Genomic DNA, 18,002 nt, shown 5'->3' on the forward strand with positions numbered 1-18,002 from the left:
AATACCCCGTTTTTATTAATTGATATTTTGCCAGATTCTCTAATTTACAGTGGATCTATTTTTAGGGAGGAGATCAGCACAACAGGGTGCTCACTCAAAGGACAGTGCATTAGATTTTGCCATTCAAAATGGAGATTCAAAATTAGTGCTTTATCTTGAACAAGCTCTAGGTCATGAGAAGCTAGGGGCTTGTAAAAAACACGCATTGGCAACGGCGGTATCATACGGGCAGTTTGAGTTTGTAAAACGTTATTATAAAAAAGAGCACGTGGACCAAAATGTTATGGTCGAAGCCTACTCAAATGGTGACCCGCAGATAATTAATTTTCTTCTTGAAAAAGGACATCGGTTTGAGAAAAATGCCTTTGAGTATGCCCTTGCAGAATCCGCACGTAAAGATCAAGGCTATACTTTTAACCTACTGATGGAGTATTACAATAAATTCCACACCGAGCAAGCGGCCTTAATCAATCCTGCTCAATTAGCCACAGCGGGTAAAGAGCGCATGCCCTTATTAAATATCGCTGCGAAACATTCAAGCATTGAAGTAATGAGAATGCTCTTAAAAGCAAACGTTGATTTATCATTAACCGATGCATCAGGAAGAAATTGCCTGCATTATCTTTCTCCTCAGCAAACAAAACTTTTTGTCGATATTGCAACTCGCAAGCCTGAGTTATTACTTACTAAAGATAAAAAGGGTCAATCTCCCATCTTTCGATTATATAAAGAAGGAAAGGAGGCGAGTGAACAAATTTGTGCACTACTCATAAAAAAAGGAGATTGGTACGAAGCTTATATTCTCGCTTTAATTCATAATAACCAAAACCTGATCAAACAATGTCGCGAGAATATTCCTTTTTCTACAATGCTTAAGCAGGAGGGCGATTCAAGAATAGGAACAAATCGTTTTGTCGAACTATGCGAAAGAACTCAATTTGAGGCTGGACGAACAGCTCCTTTTTTTCAAGCATTAGCCGGCATGAATTATAGAGAGCAGACTCAAGATACATTGCATGATATTTATCTCCTGGCCCTCAAACATGCTCATAAGGAAACGATTTCCTCCGTATTACAAGTTCAGACCTTTGATCAGAATGCACTCTTTAAAAAAGGCCCTATTGTTGCTTTACACCCATGGCCTCAACTCACTCAGAGACCTGAGTTATTTGACCTCATTGCCTCAAAGGTAGATATCAGCAAGTTATCGCAAGACAGTTTAATTGAATATTATTTACTCGCCTTACAGCATAAAAAAATCGACCTTTGTAAAGAAATCAGTAGCCGTATTGTGGATAAAAGTACTCTTTTGCTTAAAAGTCCACGGAGTGGGACAGATCCTTATAATTTTTTTGAAAAAGATGAAAATCTTTTTAATCAAATAATAAAACCGATACCTATAGATGGTTTAAAATCGGAGGCTTTAAACCAAATATACAAACTAGGATTACTGCATAATAACCAAGCGATTTACAGTAAATGTATTAAACAATTACAAGAAGATCCCCATTTTGTTACTCGTACCGATGATTTAGATTGGTGTTATCAGAAGCAAAATCGCATTCTATTTAAAGAGCTGTTTGCCATTAAGGCCGTTAGCGAAGAATGGTGCAAAAGAACCTTTCTGACGTCTATGAATGAAAATAACTATGAGGTAGCCGCTACCATCTTAACGAGATTCCCTCAGTTTGTGAATACTGAAATTGATAACATTAATGGTAACCCTCAATTGCCTTTGTGGGTTGCAATCCACAAACAAGATGCCGGGCGCTGTCAATTTTTACTTGCACATGATGCAGATCCTTACAAAAAAAGACTTAGTGTGACTTTAATGGCAGAAGGACAGCGACGTGAACCCTTAAAAAAACTATTTGATTCCCATGAGGCAAGTATTAAAGAAACGCAAAAGCAATTTTTAGACGTCTTCGAACAATTAAAAGAACATAAGCAATGGAACCTAAAGCAAAAATACGGATTCTTTGGTGATTATGTTAATGCTATTTCGTTACCACTCGGTAATAACAAAGTACTGCATTTACCTAGAGAATTAAAAGAAACTTTAGAACTTATCCAGAAAGCATGTCAGGAAACGAGCCTTCCCCTGCTAAAAGGACATGCGAACAAATTAACTCTAGGGATTAATGCACTTCCAGACAAAATAATGCCAGTGGCCTTAAAACAAAAATTGATAGAAGCAATACTCCCCTCTAAAGTAGTTGCTCCTGCTCATAGAGAGGCAATACAACCAATGAGGGCGGGACCTGCTTAATCCCAATCATCTTCAAAATTTTTTCAAAAGATCCTGCTTTAGTCAGTGGCTCTTTGGCGACAGCTCTACAAGATATTATTAGCCTGTCAATATACTTTACAGTAGCTACTCTTCTAGAACCTGTCGTCATCTCCACAGTGTTTAACCCATCAGCTAATTAGCTCAAAACATTGTTCAATCACTCTTTGAATCTGAAAACCAGAACTCAACCCAGGTTGCATCTCATAAGGAAAATAATTTGTTGATTGAAACAGCCACTTCTTGTGCAATAAGGCGATGCGACGTACTGAAAGAGACTGTACCGCCATTAAGCCCCCCGTTAATCTCAGGAGAGAAAGATTGAAGGTTATTTGCTTTATAATGGTCGGTGATCGCATAACTGTAATTGAACTTCAGGAACCAGGTAGGATTGACGTAAAACGCTATACCAGCTTGTACTGCACCGCCCCATACCCATTTTGTATTGGAAAAACCATTGAGATTACCTGCGTAAAGCCCAGAAATTGTATCAGCGCTTACATCGACAGTTTGTTTTGTTCTAAACACAGCAGGACCTGCTCCGAGGTAGATAAAACTATTGGTTAATGAACGACCAATAAATAGCGGTAACATGAGTTTATCATTCACTCTGGTTTGGATAGAGCGAATACTGATTTCATCGCTAACGTTAACAGAGGGGTTTATAAACTTGATGGAAGTCCCTGGCTCCTGGAACTGGTTATAACTGGTTATTTTTGCTCTTGAATATTGATATAACAATTCAATCCCCCACAACCATTGACCACCATTAATCGGTTGAAAATAACCTAGCTGGCCTTCAGGAGCGAATACGTCCTTTGTTCTTGAGTAAGAACCCGTTGCCCCCGAAAACAAGCCTATAGGCACAAAACCACTAGTCGCATTAAGACTCCCCGACATCTCTGAATTAACGCGGAAAAAATTATAGCTGCCACCCAAACCAGCGAAAAAACCTGTTTGATTGTCTGGGATAACGGCAGCAATTTTGTTGGTCGAAGCAAACGTTACTGAAAGAAACAAACTTAAGATTGATAGACACCATCCCGTATATTTCAAAGCAAACCTCCATGTCATTCACTTAATAAAGCAGCAGTGAAACACACTGTTGCAGTTCAAACACTTAGTAGTAACAATTGCTCAGCTTATCATTCGGACAATTGCATTTTCCAGCAAAGGTAATATGTCCGGCACTATCAATTGATTGCACTGTACTGGTGCAAGAGGGGTTCCCTCTAATTGTGATTGTTGCACCTGGAAATACAAGATATTGCGGCCAGGGTGCTCCTGGCAAACTGCTTTGTTTGCCATCACTATTCAGTGTGGCAGAAACTTCGCTACCGGTAATTGGGTTCTTTTGCTTAATAATAAGCGTATAGGGATGCGCAAAACCTACGATTGTCAGCAAAGATCCTCTTGAAAATCCCTGGCATCCCGTCGCTGAAACTAATTTGTTCGTAGGAACAAGCCCTGCCGCCTTTTGAGTGCAATTGGAATCAAAAAGACCATAGTGCCCTTCTGCACTGCTGCTACCTTTGTTTGGCTCATCGTAAGCCTCAAATGCCAGAACACCAATTGAATACCCTGAATTAGCAACAAAATTAGACGTGTTGGCTTGATAAAGCGCTGTATAATAGGCGGCTGCATTGGCAACAGAGGGAACACAGGGGCCCGGTGAATTACAGGCATATTCGGTGGTCGTCCCCGCAGTTGCCCAACCTGTTTCTGCCGCCAAAAGAACACGGCCGGGGGTATAAAATGGCTGTTGAGCAGCCGCAGGTAGAGCCGGTGGATTTGCTGAACCTACCACATGAATATAATCCCAGGCTAATGAATTGTTGGGTTGAACCGTGGTCGCTAAAGGGGGAACCCATACAGCTTGATTTGCAGCTACTCCCCACTGAAAAGGATAAGGATCAAAAGCCAATGGCGCATCAGCTGAATAACTGTTGGCTAAGGTGATCATGTCATTAGAAATGGCAACGCTGGGTGTCACCAAATTGCCACTAACTAGCGCTGAGCTGACTGGTGTAGCAAGACCAGCCGTAGTCAATGTACTTTTCAGCGCATTAACTGCTGAAGTTAAATAAACTATGTTTGAGGTAACGGGGTTGTTGCAGGGTGAAATCGTATTGCCAGCCTCACAATAATTTTCATGCCCAGCCAATACGAGAACGACCGTATCATTAAAAATCGGTTGGGTTACCTGGCTAATAACTGCATTGAGAGTGGCCTGAGCACAAGGAATATAGTCTTGATTTGCAGGAGGAACAGGGCAGGAACCGCCGCTGTAGGGTGAATCCGCAGGTTGTTGGGGTATAACCGCCTCATAAATGACTTTCATTCCCAAAGCATGGGCTTGATTGATAATATCAACCCATGAATAAATGGTCGTCTGATACGAACGAACTGTACTAAATCCCGCTTCTTTCAATTGAGCCAGCTCTACGTAGACATTAGTAATCGGTGTACCCTGGCTATTATTACCTACGATAAAGACATCATGATTATTTAACGGGACGTTGCCTGCATAATGGTTAGGTTGATAATCCACGCCAATCAAGCCATTAAAATTAAAGGCTGCGAAAACCTCTGCTACCCAAAAAAAGAATGCACATAAAAATAATAATTTTTTGAACTGATACAACATATAATTCGTCCTTATCTTAGTGTTCCTTCACTGTTGTGATCTATCAGCGCTCAATGATTAAAGATGTTATTCTGAATTGAATACTGAGTATAGAGAATCTTTCAAAACTATTAATGCATCCAGACAAACCAGAGAATTGCAGATTCAATTCTTGCCACTGGTAAAATAAAAATGAATTAGATATAAATTGAATTACCATCTAGAATAAAACTAACTTATCTACACGACAAGGGATTGCCATGGTCGATAAAAACAAATTAATTAAATCAGCGATGACTGCTTTTTTAGTGCTGGCAGCAACACCCTCAATTGGTACTACTAATTCAAATGCAAGTGACCCATCGGCTGCTCCCGCCACAGAAAAATGTTATGGTGTTGTTAGAGCAGGATTCAATGATTGTGCAACAGCAACCTCTTCCTGCGCAGGGTCTTCGACTAAAGATGCACAACCGGATGCTTTTGTTTTCGTTCCTCAGGGGCTATGTGAAAAACTGGTGGGTGGACATTTAACGGCTGATAAGAAATCTTAATTAAATCCTGAGTGGATCCCACTTAGTAGAGATTCAATGAAAGGGAGTTTTATAATGACAAAAAAATTAATAGGCTATTTTTTGGCTGGATTGCTGATAATACCCTTTTCTACACTACATGCTGCGGCAGAAACTTTAAAGCTTGATCCTGAACATAGCTATATTCTGTGGCAAATTAAACATTTGGGATTTTCAACTCAAGCGGGTAAATGGTACGTTAATGGCACCGTAACCCTGGATAAAGATAAGCCAGAAAATAGTAAAGTTAATGCAACAATCAAACTGGCTGATATTGTTACCGGAATCCCCGAGTTAGATAAACACCTAAAGGGCAAGCTTTTCTTTGATGTTGCCAAGTATCCCACCGCAACGTTTGTTAGTAACAAGGTAGACGTCCTTGATAAAACAACAGCCAAAGTTCACGGCACCCTGGATCTACATGGCATTTCACAACCTGTCACTTTGAATGTAACCCTGAATAAAGTCGGCAAAAATCCTATTACCGAGAAAATGACAGCAGGTTTCACTGCCACGACCACGATTAAACGTTCTGATTTTGGTATAAAAGCCCTACTACCCGATGTAGGAGATGAAGTAAAAATAGAAATTAATGCCGAAGCCTATAAAGACACTCAATGAGGCCTGCTATGAGAATAAAAAATACTACCGATAAATACGGCATTGTTACCATCTCCTTACACTGGCTATTAGCGATTTTAATGATTGGGCTTCTTATCCTGGGTATCTATATGGTTGAGCTGCCAATCAGCCTGCAAAAACTTAAGTTGTATGGCTGGCATAAAGAGTACGGATTTCTTGTGTTAGGACTTGCCATGATTCGAATAATATGGCGTCTTATCAATATCACCCCTGAGTTATCTATTCCAGCCTGGGAACAGTTTGCAGCCCGGGCAGTGCATTGGGCTTTTTACGGATTTATGTTTGCTTTGCCAATTACCGGCTGGTTAATAACCTCTGCTGCGGGGCTACCCGCTTCCTTCTTTGGTCTATTTACTCTACCTAACCTGATAGCTCCTAATGAAGAATTAAGGCATTTATTCCAGGAGATTCATGAATGGCTAGGTTATGCTTTAATCGCATTTATTGCGCTTCATACTGCTGCAGCTTTAAAACACCATTTTATTGATAAAGATGACGTCCTGAGGAGAATGCTGTCATGAGCTTGATCAATTCCTTATCCAAATGGTTAGTTTTCATGATACTGACCTTCCTGCCTGTTTTTGTAAACGCGGCTCTTCCCGAATGGGAAATTATCCCGGCTGAAAGCAGTCTTAGCTTCACTGCTACTCAAAATGATGCGCCTGTGAAAGGCCAATTTAAACAATTTACTGGTAAAATTTTTGTTGATCCTAATAATTATAAAAGCAGTAAGATAGATATTATAGTTGATATGAATTCTGTTTCCGCAGATTACGCCGATGTAAAAAACACCTTGATTACGCCTGATTTTTTTAATGTACAGATGTTTCCCAAAGCGGAATTTAAGGCAACTGAGTTTAATAAGACCGGAGATAAAACTTATCAGGCAATGGGGACACTGACTATCCGTGATAAATCTGCTCCTGTTACTTTAACATTTACTGCAGTAGAAACCTCACCCGGGATGGCGCTGGTCGAAGGCACGACTACATTCAAACGCAGTACATTTGGCGTTGGCCAAGGTGACTGGGCTAGTACTGATGAAATAAAAGACGATGTTAAAGTCGATTTTAAACTGGTTGCTAAAAAGAAATCATAACCATTGCTTATTGTTCTACTGAGAGAGTATAGCAGCGCACAGAGAGGTCAAAAATTATGGATAAAAAGCACTTGGGCAAAGGAAAATCGTTTATTAACAATGAATTTGATATGCCTGCCCCTCGTTGGATAAACACCTACCCAGCAGGACCTTACCGATTTATAAACCGCGAATTTTTTATTATCACCTACGAAACAGATCCCGAGCTCTTACAAGCCGTTTTGCCCCCACCTTTAGAGTTAATTGAGCCGGTTATTAAATTTGAATTTATTCGTATGCCGGATTCAACTGGATTTGGTGATTACACTGAATCAGGCCAAGTTATCCCGGTTAGGTACAAAGGTGAGGAGGGCGGATTTACGATTTCCATGTTTCTTGACTGTCATGCTCCCATTGCCGGTGGCCGCGAAATATGGGGGTTTCCGAAAAAACTGGCTAAACCCAAATTAGTTATTGAAGAGGATACGCTAATTGGCCTTCTGAATTACGGTAGTATCAGAATTGCTACAGCAACAATGGGTTATAAACATCATCCTGCAGATAAAGAAAAAGTCTTGGAAGCCATGAAGAAACCCGTATTCTTGCTTAAAAATATTCCTGGTGTTGATGGCACCCCTGAAGTGAATCAGTTAACCAGGACCTATCTACAGGACATCACTATAAAAGGAGCCTGGACTGGACCAGGTAGCTTGGAGCTTCATCCCCACGCCTTAGCACCTATTGCAAATTTTTATATTAAGAGAATCGTTTCTGTTTCTCATTTTATAACTGATTTAACGCTCCCTTATGGAGACGTTGTTGAAGATTATTTGATTCACAAGAAATAACAGCCCGTAAGGCAGGTAAATCGTAAGCATTCACGGAGCATGCTATTCTTGAAACCAGATAAAATACTGCCATCATTGCGAACAAAGTGATGAAATCCAGTTCCAAGCTTCCTGGCAGTATGGACGATTCCGCAAAATCGGGTGATAAGAATGTGTTTTGGTTGCTAAAACACATTCTTAAAATAAGCCCCGGGGAATGGAATGCTCAACGAAATAAAAATGATTGCCCTTTTTTAACAAAACCCAGAAAACCATCCGCCTTTGCATCAGGTAGTTTTCCGGGGCTATGATGGTACAACCATATTTTTTTCTTCAATCTTGCAGGGATAGTAACTAATTCGGAATAATGGGCGTGAACGCCTGATTTTTTTTCTGCTGTTTCGCAATCATGAAAAATAATAGTTGCTTCCTCATAATAATCCAAAAGCTGTTTGGGAGCATATTGCGTATCAGCCGTAAAATATATTTTGTTTTCCTTGTAGTGCATCAATAAACCATAACAAGGCATTAACTCATAATTACTGACAATATGAATTGCTCGTACCAGTTGAAAATTAATATCATTCCAACAAAAGTGTTCTTTTATAGGGTGAGTATTAAAAAATGTTTCCAGTGTGGCCTTTTCAGTTTGTAATGTACGTAATCCGCCAGATAGTGAGTGTTCCCATAAATCCTTAATAATATTTTCCGAACAGTAGAGATTGGGCTTAATTTTATAGGCAGGATCAAAAAAAGTGTTCAGTGCCAACCACTCTAAACCACCTATATGATCAGCATGCAAATGGCTAATATAGACGCTCTTGATATCTGCATAGGTTAAATGTTGCTCATTTAATGAAAAACGAAGATCGCCTCCTGCATCAATGAGCAAGGTATCATTCGCTTTTTGTAAAAGTACATTGGATTGATAATTATCCTCTCTCAACGTGAATGCAGAACCAGAACCAAGAAATGTTATCTTTAAAGTCATAATTCTTCCTGTTGTACTATCGAATCAAATGAAACGGTTATGCCGCCCATTCAATCGCACCATCCTTACTTTTATTATAGAAACCAAATCCATTCATTTTAATTTGACTCGTCTTCTGGTAGGAGAAAGTAAGTGGGAATCCTTCCCATACCTTTCAATAAAACATCCCCTCTGGGTAAAAGTCTATAATCATTTTTTATTCGCTCATACACCGCTTGCGAGCATTGGATATGCCCGGGTACTGAGGTAGACTCGAGGCGAGACGCTATATTCACCGTCTCCCCCCAAAGATCATAGGTAAACTTATGGGTCCCAATAACACCAGCAACCACAGGACCGACGTGTAACCCGGCGCGTATAGTGAACTTCCTTTCATCCAGATGTTCTTTATTAATAAAGGCCATCATTTCCATACCAGCCTCAACACAACATTTTAAATGATCTGGTTTAAACTCGGGAATTCCACCAGCAACCATATAAGAATCCCCCATTGTCTTTATTTTTTCCAAACCATATTTTAGTGAAATTTCATCAAACCGTGAAAAGATAAAATTCAGCACCTCAACCAATTTTTCTGGGCTCATCGCAGCAGATAGTGAAGTAAAATTGACCATATCTATAAACAAAACCGAAACATCGTCATAACGATTGGCAATATTTGTCTCTTCCGATTTTAATCGTTGGGCAATACTGCCTGGTAAAATATTCAATAAAAGTCGTTCCGATTTTTCCTGCTCTGCTTCAATTCTCTTTTCATAACGTCTGCTTACTTTTAGTGCTGCATAAGATGCAGGGAAAGCAACAATAAACCCCAGCAAGATAAAAGCAATTAGGGATAATCGCTGTAATTTAGCGATTTCGCTATTGAGTCTCTTCATATTTTCATGAGAGAAGACTCTCACCGTTGTGTCAGGAACAAGGAATGAATTAACAATTTCTGTTCTTCCTCCTGGCATAATCAGGGTACCACCCGCTTCTACCTTTTTATTCTGAATAGCAGCTCCCCATTTTTGTGGGTGTGCTTGCCCGAGTAATAAAAAATTGGTATTAAATTGATGTACATTTTGCCCGACCAGTTTTTTAATCGGGTGTGCTAGAAAAACGCCTGTATTTTCATCAATCAAACAAAGATAGCCCCGATCCATTTCAGTTTTCGCTAAAGAAGCCTGCAAAGCTGAAATAATATTTTTTTTAGGTTCGCCATCTGTCAAGAGATGGGAAATCATCTGCGCAACAACCTGCGCCTGCCTGCGATTCACATCCATGCTCATAGTCAGGTAAGTTGAGCGAATCATATTTAGCAGAAGGGGTGAAAGGAGAGTACCAACTAAAAACAAACTGAAAAAGATACCGAGGAAAGTAAACAAGTACAGGTTTGATTTTTGGATCACAATAAGGCCTTCCCTGCTGAAAACAGCTTACTTTATTATTATGGAGTGCTTCGCTGCTCTCTTTCTTAATTCTTTTGTTTCTTTAGCCTATCAATGAGGCGTTAACGGGCGATCGCTTCTTGCGACACCCAATAGCATTCCGTCAGTTGCCAGCAGTTCTTCAATACAGCACCTACCCTGGTAGCTATTTTGCTTACCTGAACAAAACCAGAAGCTAGATTGGAGTTTTCATTCGCTTCAAAGAGGGGCAGGATGTAAAACGGGTAAAGAGTTCTGACTCCAGAAAATCGCTACCGTCCGCATTGCCAGCTAAAAACCCTGTTATTGCCTCTACCAAAGGTAACCAATAATGGTCTTCTTCAAATGGATTTTTGCCCTAATTGTCCTGAATAATAACTTTCTAGTTTTTCTGCTATAAACTCATCCTTTCGTTAAACAACAATGGTCTATAAAAATCCCATCGCTTTAAGAAATTAAGCAAACTAGGCTTTAATCAGCTTCAGACCTCCCAAATAAGGCTGCAATGCATTTGGTATACGAATATTGCCATCCTTATCTTGATAGTTCTCCATAATCGCTACTAACGTCCGGCCAACTGCCAATCCAGAACCATTTAGAGTATGGACTAACTCTGTCTCCCGAGTTTCTGGGTGCCGATAGCGTGCTTTCATACGGCGGGCTTGATAAGCTTCCGTATTGGAACAAGATGAAATTTCTCTATACATCCCCTGGCTGGGTAACCAGACTTCCAAATCATAGGTTTTAGCCGCGCCAGCTCCCAGATCGCCGGTACAAAGAGCGACAACACGATAAGGTAATTCCAGCCGTTGTAAGATAACTTCGGCATGATGAGTTAGTTTCTCAAGCGCCTCATAAGACGTTTCAGGGGTTGTAATCCATACCAGTTCAACTTTTTCAAATTGATGCTGCCGGATCATGCCTTTGGTATCTTTTCCATAAGAGCCAGCCTCACTGCGAAAACAAGGGGAATGGCAAGCATGGCGCAGTGGCAACGATTCTGCAGCTAAAATTGTATCGCGAACAGTATTTGTTACTGGAATTTCAGCGGTCGACGTAAGGTAATAACCGTCATCCCCCTTCAATTTAAATAAGTCTTCCTCAAATTTCGGTAATTGACCAGTACCCATTAAACTATCGGCATTGACTATGTAAGGGACATAAATTTCTTCGTAACCATGCTCTTGCGTATGAATATCAAGCATAAATTGGATAAGAGCACGATGTAATCTGGCAAGCTCCGCTTTCATTACCACAAACCGGCTACCAGTAATTTTAGCCGCCAGGGCAAAATCCATCTTGGCTAATGCTTCACCCAACTCATCATGCGATTTCACCGCAAAGTCAAACGTAGGAATGGCGCCCCAGCGACGGACTTCCTGATTATCTTGTTCATCACGACCTTCCGGTACCGAAGGGTGGGGTAAATTTGGCAAACTAAAAAGGAGCGCATCCAGGTGCTTTAATACTTCATCAAGCTCCGTTTTTTTGCTCTGTAATTCTTCACCGAGGCGATTCACCTCTTCACGCATCACAGTAATATCTTCACCGCGAGCTTTTGCTTGTCCAATCAACTTGGAACGTTGATTACGATCATTTTGTAATGCTTGAGTTGCAACTTGCAGCAGCTTTCTTTGATCTTCAAGAATAACAAATGCTTGCACATCAAAATGAAAATCGCGCTTTTTCAGTTGCTCAGCAACATATTGCGGATTATCACGCAATAATTGAGGATCTAACATAGTTCACCTTTAAATCTGGTCGCAGACAATTCGGATTAACTCCAATACGCAAAGTTTATCCTATTTGATTCGATTAATAATAGGGTCCTATTGATTGGGAGCTGCAAACTCAGCTCAACAATCGGCCACAGTAAATTCCTAATAAGACCATCGCTAATGAACCAATATTATTGAATAATATATTCAATGCAGCAGCGAGTACCTGGCCATTTTGATAAAGTACCCAAGTTTCCCAGGCAAAACTGGAAAACGTTGTATAAGCCCCAAGAAAACCGACCACTAATACTAAGCGCCAATAATCCCCTACCGCAAATCGTTCTGTAAGCAGAATTATTAGAAACCCTGCCAAAAAAGACCCTAGACTGTTAACTACCCAGGTGCCATAAGGATAACGCGAACCTAAAACACGGTGCATTATGCTTACTGTAGCGAAACGAGCCACTGCTCCTAAAGTCCCTCCACAGGCTACTGCAAGCACTGAAGCTAACACTGTTATCTCACAATGCCTCGGGTTGATTGATTCAGGGCATCAATCATAGGGATAACCTCGGGACAATCATTTTGTATTAGCTCTAATTCTGCAACAGCTTGCTGTACTGTTAGGCCTCTGCGGAAAATAATTTTATAGGCACGTCGCAAATGGTCAATCGCAGAAGAAGAAAACCCTCGCCGTCTTAAACCAACTGTATTGATTCCACATGCAGAGGTTGTGTGGCCGGCAATCATGACATAAGGTAAAACATCTTTGGAAACATAAGTTGCACGGGCAATGAATGCATAGGCGCCTATATGGCAAAATTGATGTACGGCGGCATAAGGCCCGATGATAGCAAAATCATTAACAATGACATGGCCAGACAAGGCTGCATGATTTACCATCGTGATGCTGTTACCTATCATACAATCATGGCCGATATGAGAATAGGCCATAAAGTAATTACCGTTGCCAATACGGGTAACGCCTCCGCCTTTGACCGTACCACGGCTAATCGTACAATATTCGCGAATAATGTTATTATCGCCTATCTCTAAACGCGTGGGTTCGCCTTTATAGGTAATATCCTGCGGTTCATCACCTACGGAAGCAAATTGAAAAATCTTGTTATTTTTACCGATAACAGTGGGTCCTTGAATTACCACATGGGGGCCAATCCAGCTTCCTTCACCAATTTCCACATCAGCACCAATCACGCTGCCTGGGCCTACTGATACGCCTTTTGCCAATTTGGCAGAGGAATGAATCATTGCACGTTCATCTATCACTTTACAATTTCCTTCGCTGCACTCATTAAATCTGCTGAGCAAGCAAGCTTGTCACCAACAAAAGCTTCGCCATGCATCCGCCAAAAATCACGTTTTTGACCAACTAGTTTGACCTCCAAACGCAGTTGATCACCTGGTATTACTATTTGTTTAAAGCGGGCATTATCAATTCCTGCAAAAAAATACAGGAATTCATAGCCTTCTTTAGGCTTGCGCGACAAATTTGATAATATCGCACTGGCCTGAGCCAACGCTTCAAGCATTAGCACACCAGGCATGATAGGATTTCCCGGGAAATGCCCCGTAAAAAAAGGTTCGTTAATTGTTACATTTTTAGTAGCAATTAAATAATTCATTACTTCGTATTCCATAACCCGATCAACGAGGATAAATGGATAACGATGTGGTAATAAATCGAGAATTTTAGTTATTTCAATCATTTCACTCATGCACTTTACTCTCATTAAATTCATTGGGGCTTCACATCTGTTCTCAATCTCTGAGAACTCAATTTGAATCGTGCTGCCTCTCCTTTTCCAATTTGGTAAGGCGGGTAACATAATTATCAAGGCGCCGAAAACGCGCCGCATTACGACGCCATTGTCCATGTTCACTCACCATAATGCCAGAAGAATAAATGCCTGGCTTAGACAAGGATTTATTCACCGTTGACATGCCGGTGATCACGATATCGTCCACAAGATGCACGTGCGCGGCAACACAACTGGCACCGCCGATTATACAATGTGCCCCAATCCTTGTATAAGCACCAATAGCGGCGCAACCGGCAATGGCTGAATTTGCGCCAATAATAACATCATGAGCAATCTGTACCAAATTATCGATGTGCACCCCTTCACCAATATAAGTATCGCCTAGAGCGCCTCTGGCAATTACCGTGTTAGCACCTAGCTGAACGTAATCTGCAATAATAACCCCGCCAACGGCCGGGCCATGTAACCAGCGACCCTGCATTTTTACACTATTAAAAGGTAAGGCACCAATTACGGCCCCACTTTCAATAGCAACATGTTGACCTATTTCGGAACCTTGCAGAACAACAACCCCGTTATGAATGGTCGTTTGATTTCCTATCCTGACATCCGATTCAATCACACAATTTGCATCAACCTGGACACCATTACCCAGCACTACCCCGTCGCCAATAACAGAATTTTCTCCCACTCTCACACCCTGGCCTATTGTTGCCGAAGGAGAGACTACGGCTGTCGCATGAATTCCTTCCAAGGTTTTTGGAGTCTGTTGAAATAGTCCTGTAACCACTGACATTTTTTCTAGAGGATTAGCAACTACAATAGAACTGGTCGGGCAATATTGGAGATACGCTGCAGTTAGCAGGACAGCACCAGCCCTTGTTTGGCTCAAAGATGCAAGCAAGACAGGATTATCAAAGTAAGCCAGATCGGTCTGGGTAGCACGACTCAATGATGCAAAACCCTGAATGGGGCATTCAGCTTGACCATGAAAAACCCCATCCAGGCGAGCCGCTAGCTCGGCAAGGGTATACACGTTACTCACGAATTATTAGCAATGAAACAATTAGTTAATTTGTTTCATCACTTCCTCAGTGATATCCAACTTGGAAACACTGAAAGGTGCAGCATCTTTCTGCAGAATAAGATCATATTTTTGGGTTTCAGCTACCTTGTTGATCGCTTTGCGGATCTTACCGTAAAGCTCTTCCATGGCTTCATTATGGGCGGTACTCAATTCCTGCTGATATTGCTGGCCTTCTCTTTCAAAAGTTTGCTGGGTAGCAACGATCTTTTTCTCCAGTTCTTTCTTTTGAGTCTGGCTCATAATAGCGCTATCACGCTTAAATTTTTCCATATCCTTTTTCAACCCTTCTTCCATCGCAACCAACTTGTCACGACGAGGTTTGAAATCTTTCTCTAGTTTTTGCTGGATCACTTTCATTTGGCTAGAGGTTTGCATGATTTTTTGCAAATCTACAACACCAATTTTTGCCCAATCTGCAAAAGCATTAGCGGCACCTAAACCAAACACTAATGCAATTAAAATCCCACTGACACGCTTCATTATGTTGCTCTCCTGATTAAAAGTCTCTGATGCTAACACACTTCACTGCAGGTTGCGATATTGTGCTAGTCTCCACCTATTAATTTCTTCAGTTAGCTTCTTTTAGCTTCTTTTACTCATTAAACTAACCCCTGCGAAATTAAAAACCGGATGACAAGGTAAATTGGAACAATTGTCCCTTATCTAAAGGTTGTTTGTTCAATGCCTGAGCCACGCTGAATGCCAAAGGTCCAAAAGGAGAACGCCATTCAACAGATAAACCGGCTGAATAACGCATTGGTCCTGCCAAGGTTCCTCTTAAAGCAGTCGGTATGCCTTTTGCAAAAACGTTACCGGCATCAGTAAAAACCGTTGTTCTGACGTTATCACGACTTAAGGGATAAGGCAGGATAAGACCAGCACTTCCATTGACAAGGAAGTTGGCACCGATTGCATTACCATTACTATCCTGAGGTCCTAGAGAGTAACTGTCATAACCCCGAACCTGACCAGGCTGGGCAATACCTCCCGCGAAATAGTTTTCGAAGAACGGTAAGCTCTTGCCATTAAAGCCGTTTCCATAGCCAACATTGCCTAACAAGGTAAAAATAAAACCACGAGTAATCGGTTGATACCAGTGGGCTTGATAAGCCGCTTTGTAGTACGACAAGGAATTGGACGAGGCAGGCAGGGCAACTAAAGCCGAGATTTGCTGATTCATCCCTCTCGTAGGATAAGGCATCTGATCGTAGCTGTTACGATTCCAACCGCTTGTTAAGCGAATCTCATGAAAGTCGCGCCCATATAAATTCACAAAATTCTGAATTTGCATAACGGTACCGACTGACTTAATACGTAAGTCTTGGTATCCATAGCCGAATTGCAAACTACTATTTTCGCTTAATAATACGTTGTAACTTACATCACCACCAAAACGGTTAGAGGAATAAGAACTGACATCTAATTTTTTGGGGTCAACTCGCTGATAATACAGCCCCATCCCGCGTCCAACCCCATTTTGGGTATAAAAAGGATTGTAATAATTCAGGTTATAATCCTGCCCCCAATAGCTCGCATTAAAGCCAACCCCCATAGAACGCCCGGTTCCCATGAAGTTATGCTGATTAATTGCAGCATTAAATTGTGGTCCGTTGGTACCATAACCTACCGAAGCCGTTGCTTCTGCCGAAGGCGCTTCTTCTACTTCAACGTCCAAATCAACCTGGTTATTTGTTCCTGGTACAGGATTTGTTTTCACATTGATATTTTTTAAATAGCTAAGAAGACGCAACTGCCGTTCAGATTCTTTAATATTATGTAAAGACAGCAAACCGCCTTCATTTTGGCGAATGACATTACGTAATACATAATCAGCCGTTTTCGTATTACCATGGAAATTGATGCGGCGTACATAAACATGACGGCCAGGCTCGATCATAAAAGTAATAAAGACTGTTTTATTGGTTTCATCAATCCGAGGCTCTGCATTAATGGCAGGAAAACCATAACCAACATCACCTAAAGCCAAACCAATCGCAGAAATACTTTCCGTAACCTTTTTACGTGAAAAAACATCGCCCTTTTTTACTTCAATCAGAGAGTCTATTTTTTCTTTGGGTAAAATGGTTTTACCTGCAATCGCATAACCAGCGAAACGGTACTGTGGACCCTCATCGATATGAATATTAATATAAACATCTTTCTTATCAGGGGATAATAAGACTTGCGAGGAGACGATATTAAATTTCAAATAGCCCCGATCAAGGTAAAAAGACCGTAGAGCCTCTAAGGACGTATCCATCGCTGCTTTGGAATACTGATCTTTTTTACTGAAATAGGTGAAAATATTGCTAGTCGACAAAGACAATTCTGGCAATAATTCATTACTGGTAAAATCGTGATTGCCAATAAACTTGATTTCTTTGATTCGAGAAACACGCCCTTCAGAAACGGTGACGGTGATAGCAACACGGTTTTCCGTCAATGACGCAATCTTCGTTTCGATGCGAGAATTATACTTTCCACGTGCATTATAGGCCTGTTTTAATTCTTTTTCTAAACGCTCAAGGGATGACCGTTGAAAAACACGACCCTTGACCAAGCCCATCTCCTTGAGTAACTCCTTCATTTTATCACTGGGAATCTCCTGGTTCCCCACTACCGAAATAGAACCGATAGTGGCACGTTCAACCACGTGAACAACCAGTGTGTTGCCTTCTCGCTCAAGCGATACTGCCTGGAAAAAACCAGTTTCATAAAGGGCTCGAATGATTTGTGCAGAAGAGCCAGGTCCTATTTCCTCACCAACTTGCACAGGCAGGTAATTTAACACAGTACCTACACTGACTCGCTGCAAACCAACAACTTTGATATCACGCACAACGAAACCATTTGCCGCATTAATTTCAGTCGACCAGGCTAACGCCGTTGAACAGAGGATACCCAAAACAATTTTTTTACTGATTTTTTTCATTCTTATTTTACGTCCAGTACTACGCACGGTCTTGTCACTGGAATAATTCCAGCAC

General features: G+C 41.1%; 18 protein-coding genes. 7 read left to right on the plus strand and 11 right to left on the minus strand.

Going from position 1 to position 18,002, the window contains the following annotated elements:
* Window positions 1–145: 145 nt before the first annotated feature.
* Window positions 146–2,269, plus strand: coding sequence for a hypothetical protein (locus ACN4Z1_RS15135; RefSeq protein ID WP_419388332.1), 2,124 nt, complete (start codon window positions 146–148; stop codon window positions 2,267–2,269).
* Between the two features lie 17 nt (window positions 2,270–2,286).
* A complete protein-coding gene (locus tag ACN4Z1_RS15140) occupies window positions 2,287–2,430 on the plus strand; it encodes a hypothetical protein (RefSeq protein ID WP_419386129.1) in 144 nt (47 codons plus the stop codon).
* Between the two features lie 61 nt (window positions 2,431–2,491).
* Here the strand turns inward: ACN4Z1_RS15140 and ACN4Z1_RS15145 are convergent, their stop codons facing one another.
* Both ACN4Z1_RS15145 and ACN4Z1_RS15150 read right to left on the minus strand, forming a co-directional pair.
* Window positions 2,492–3,343 (minus strand): outer membrane protein, encoded by an 852-nt coding sequence (locus tag ACN4Z1_RS15145; protein WP_419388331.1) that lies wholly within the window; start codon window positions 3,341–3,343, stop codon window positions 2,492–2,494.
* 64 nt (window positions 3,344–3,407) lie between these two features.
* Window positions 3,408–4,934 (minus strand): glycosyl hydrolase family 17 protein, encoded by a 1,527-nt coding sequence (locus tag ACN4Z1_RS15150; protein WP_419388330.1) that lies wholly within the window; start codon window positions 4,932–4,934, stop codon window positions 3,408–3,410.
* Between the two features lie 239 nt (window positions 4,935–5,173).
* Here ACN4Z1_RS15150 and ACN4Z1_RS15155 point away from each other — a divergent pair, with 239 nt between their 5' ends.
* Genes ACN4Z1_RS15155 through ACN4Z1_RS15175 form a run of 5 tightly spaced genes read left to right on the plus strand, consistent with a single transcriptional unit; the run spans window position 5,174 to window position 8,050 of the window.
* Entirely contained in the window at window positions 5,174–5,464 is a 291-nt protein-coding gene (locus ACN4Z1_RS15155) for a DUF2282 domain-containing protein (RefSeq protein ID WP_115220513.1), read from the plus strand.
* Window positions 5,465–5,518: 54 nt separating this feature from the next.
* Window positions 5,519–6,103, plus strand: coding sequence for a YceI family protein (locus tag ACN4Z1_RS15160; protein ID WP_181879310.1), 585 nt, complete (start codon window positions 5,519–5,521; stop codon window positions 6,101–6,103).
* Between the two features lie 8 nt (window positions 6,104–6,111).
* Window positions 6,112–6,645, plus strand: a complete 534-nt coding sequence (locus ACN4Z1_RS15165; RefSeq protein WP_115220511.1) for a cytochrome b — start codon at window positions 6,112–6,114, stop codon at window positions 6,643–6,645.
* A complete protein-coding gene (locus ACN4Z1_RS15170) occupies window positions 6,642–7,223 on the plus strand; it encodes a YceI family protein (RefSeq protein ID WP_228364635.1) in 582 nt (193 codons plus the stop codon). The genes ACN4Z1_RS15165 and ACN4Z1_RS15170 overlap by 4 nt, the downstream gene beginning before the upstream one ends.
* Before the next feature lie 56 nt (window positions 7,224–7,279).
* Window positions 7,280–8,050 carry an acetoacetate decarboxylase gene (locus tag ACN4Z1_RS15175; RefSeq protein ID WP_228364634.1) on the plus strand — a complete coding sequence of 257 codons (771 nt, stop codon included), beginning with the start codon at window positions 7,280–7,282 and terminating at the stop codon, window positions 8,048–8,050.
* Between the two features lie 205 nt (window positions 8,051–8,255).
* Here the strand turns inward: ACN4Z1_RS15175 and ACN4Z1_RS15180 are convergent, their stop codons facing one another.
* The 9 genes from ACN4Z1_RS15180 to bamA form a co-directional block, all read right to left on the minus strand.
* A complete protein-coding gene (locus ACN4Z1_RS15180; RefSeq protein WP_228364633.1) occupies window positions 8,256–9,020 on the minus strand; it encodes an MBL fold metallo-hydrolase in 765 nt (254 codons plus the stop codon).
* Window positions 9,021–9,118: 98 nt separating this feature from the next.
* Window positions 9,119–10,411, minus strand: a complete 1,293-nt coding sequence (locus ACN4Z1_RS15185) for an adenylate/guanylate cyclase domain-containing protein (RefSeq protein WP_228364632.1) — start codon at window positions 10,409–10,411, stop codon at window positions 9,119–9,121.
* A gap of 482 nt (window positions 10,412–10,893) precedes the next feature.
* Window positions 10,894–12,171 carry a serine--tRNA ligase gene (serS, locus tag ACN4Z1_RS15190; RefSeq protein WP_419388329.1) on the minus strand — a complete coding sequence of 426 codons (1,278 nt, stop codon included), beginning with the start codon at window positions 12,169–12,171 and terminating at the stop codon, window positions 10,894–10,896.
* A 109-nt stretch (window positions 12,172–12,280) separates the two neighbouring features.
* Entirely contained in the window at window positions 12,281–12,661 is a 381-nt protein-coding gene (gene crcB / locus ACN4Z1_RS15195) for a fluoride efflux transporter CrcB (RefSeq protein WP_228364630.1), read from the minus strand.
* A 2-nt stretch (window positions 12,662–12,663) separates the two neighbouring features.
* Entirely contained in the window at window positions 12,664–13,434 is a 771-nt protein-coding gene (lpxA, locus tag ACN4Z1_RS15200; RefSeq protein WP_115220505.1) for an acyl-ACP--UDP-N-acetylglucosamine O-acyltransferase, read from the minus strand.
* A complete protein-coding gene (gene fabZ / locus ACN4Z1_RS15205) occupies window positions 13,431–13,874 on the minus strand; it encodes a 3-hydroxyacyl-ACP dehydratase FabZ (RefSeq protein ID WP_370634631.1) in 444 nt (147 codons plus the stop codon). Before fabZ ends, lpxA begins: the two co-directional genes overlap by 4 nt.
* A gap of 67 nt (window positions 13,875–13,941) precedes the next feature.
* Window positions 13,942–14,964, minus strand: a complete 1,023-nt coding sequence (gene lpxD, locus ACN4Z1_RS15210; RefSeq protein ID WP_228365061.1) for a UDP-3-O-(3-hydroxymyristoyl)glucosamine N-acyltransferase — start codon at window positions 14,962–14,964, stop codon at window positions 13,942–13,944.
* 30 nt (window positions 14,965–14,994) lie between these two features.
* Window positions 14,995–15,495 (minus strand): OmpH family outer membrane protein, encoded by a 501-nt coding sequence (locus tag ACN4Z1_RS15215; protein WP_058446765.1) that lies wholly within the window; start codon window positions 15,493–15,495, stop codon window positions 14,995–14,997.
* A 139-nt stretch (window positions 15,496–15,634) separates the two neighbouring features.
* Window positions 15,635–17,947, minus strand: a complete 2,313-nt coding sequence (gene bamA, locus ACN4Z1_RS15220; RefSeq protein WP_228364629.1) for an outer membrane protein assembly factor BamA — start codon at window positions 17,945–17,947, stop codon at window positions 15,635–15,637.
* Between the last annotated feature and the right edge of the window lie 55 nt (window positions 17,948–18,002).

This window comes from Legionella sp. ST3F1, assembly GCF_048553315.1.
In the GTDB taxonomy this organism is placed as follows: Bacteria; Pseudomonadota; Gammaproteobacteria; order Legionellales; family Legionellaceae; genus Tatlockia; species Tatlockia donaldsonii.

Excerpts from the sequence above, each read along its gene's own strand:
- bamA (WP_228364629.1), bottom strand. The coding sequence starts at position 17,947 with ATGAAAAAAATCAGTAAAAAAATTGTTTTGGGTATCCTCTGTTCAACG.
- ACN4Z1_RS15150 (WP_419388330.1), bottom strand. The coding sequence starts at position 4,934 with ATGTTGTATCAGTTCAAAAAATTATTATTTTTATGTGCATTCTTTTTT.
- serS (WP_419388329.1), bottom strand. The coding sequence starts at position 12,171 with ATGTTAGATCCTCAATTATTGCGTGATAATCCGCAATATGTTGCTGAG.
- ACN4Z1_RS15215 (WP_058446765.1), bottom strand. The coding sequence starts at position 15,495 with ATGAAGCGTGTCAGTGGGATTTTAATTGCATTAGTGTTTGGTTTAGGT.
- ACN4Z1_RS15160 (WP_181879310.1), top strand. The coding sequence starts at position 5,519 with ATGACAAAAAAATTAATAGGCTATTTTTTGGCTGGATTGCTGATAATA.
- ACN4Z1_RS15175 (WP_228364634.1), top strand. The coding sequence starts at position 7,280 with ATGGATAAAAAGCACTTGGGCAAAGGAAAATCGTTTATTAACAATGAA.
- fabZ (WP_370634631.1), bottom strand. The coding sequence starts at position 13,874 with ATGATTGAAATAACTAAAATTCTCGATTTATTACCACATCGTTATCCA.
- ACN4Z1_RS15170 (WP_228364635.1), top strand. The coding sequence starts at position 6,642 with ATGAGCTTGATCAATTCCTTATCCAAATGGTTAGTTTTCATGATACTG.
- ACN4Z1_RS15155 (WP_115220513.1), top strand. The coding sequence starts at position 5,174 with ATGGTCGATAAAAACAAATTAATTAAATCAGCGATGACTGCTTTTTTA.
- ACN4Z1_RS15180 (WP_228364633.1), bottom strand. The coding sequence starts at position 9,020 with ATGACTTTAAAGATAACATTTCTTGGTTCTGGTTCTGCATTCACGTTG.
- ACN4Z1_RS15165 (WP_115220511.1), top strand. The coding sequence starts at position 6,112 with ATGAGAATAAAAAATACTACCGATAAATACGGCATTGTTACCATCTCC.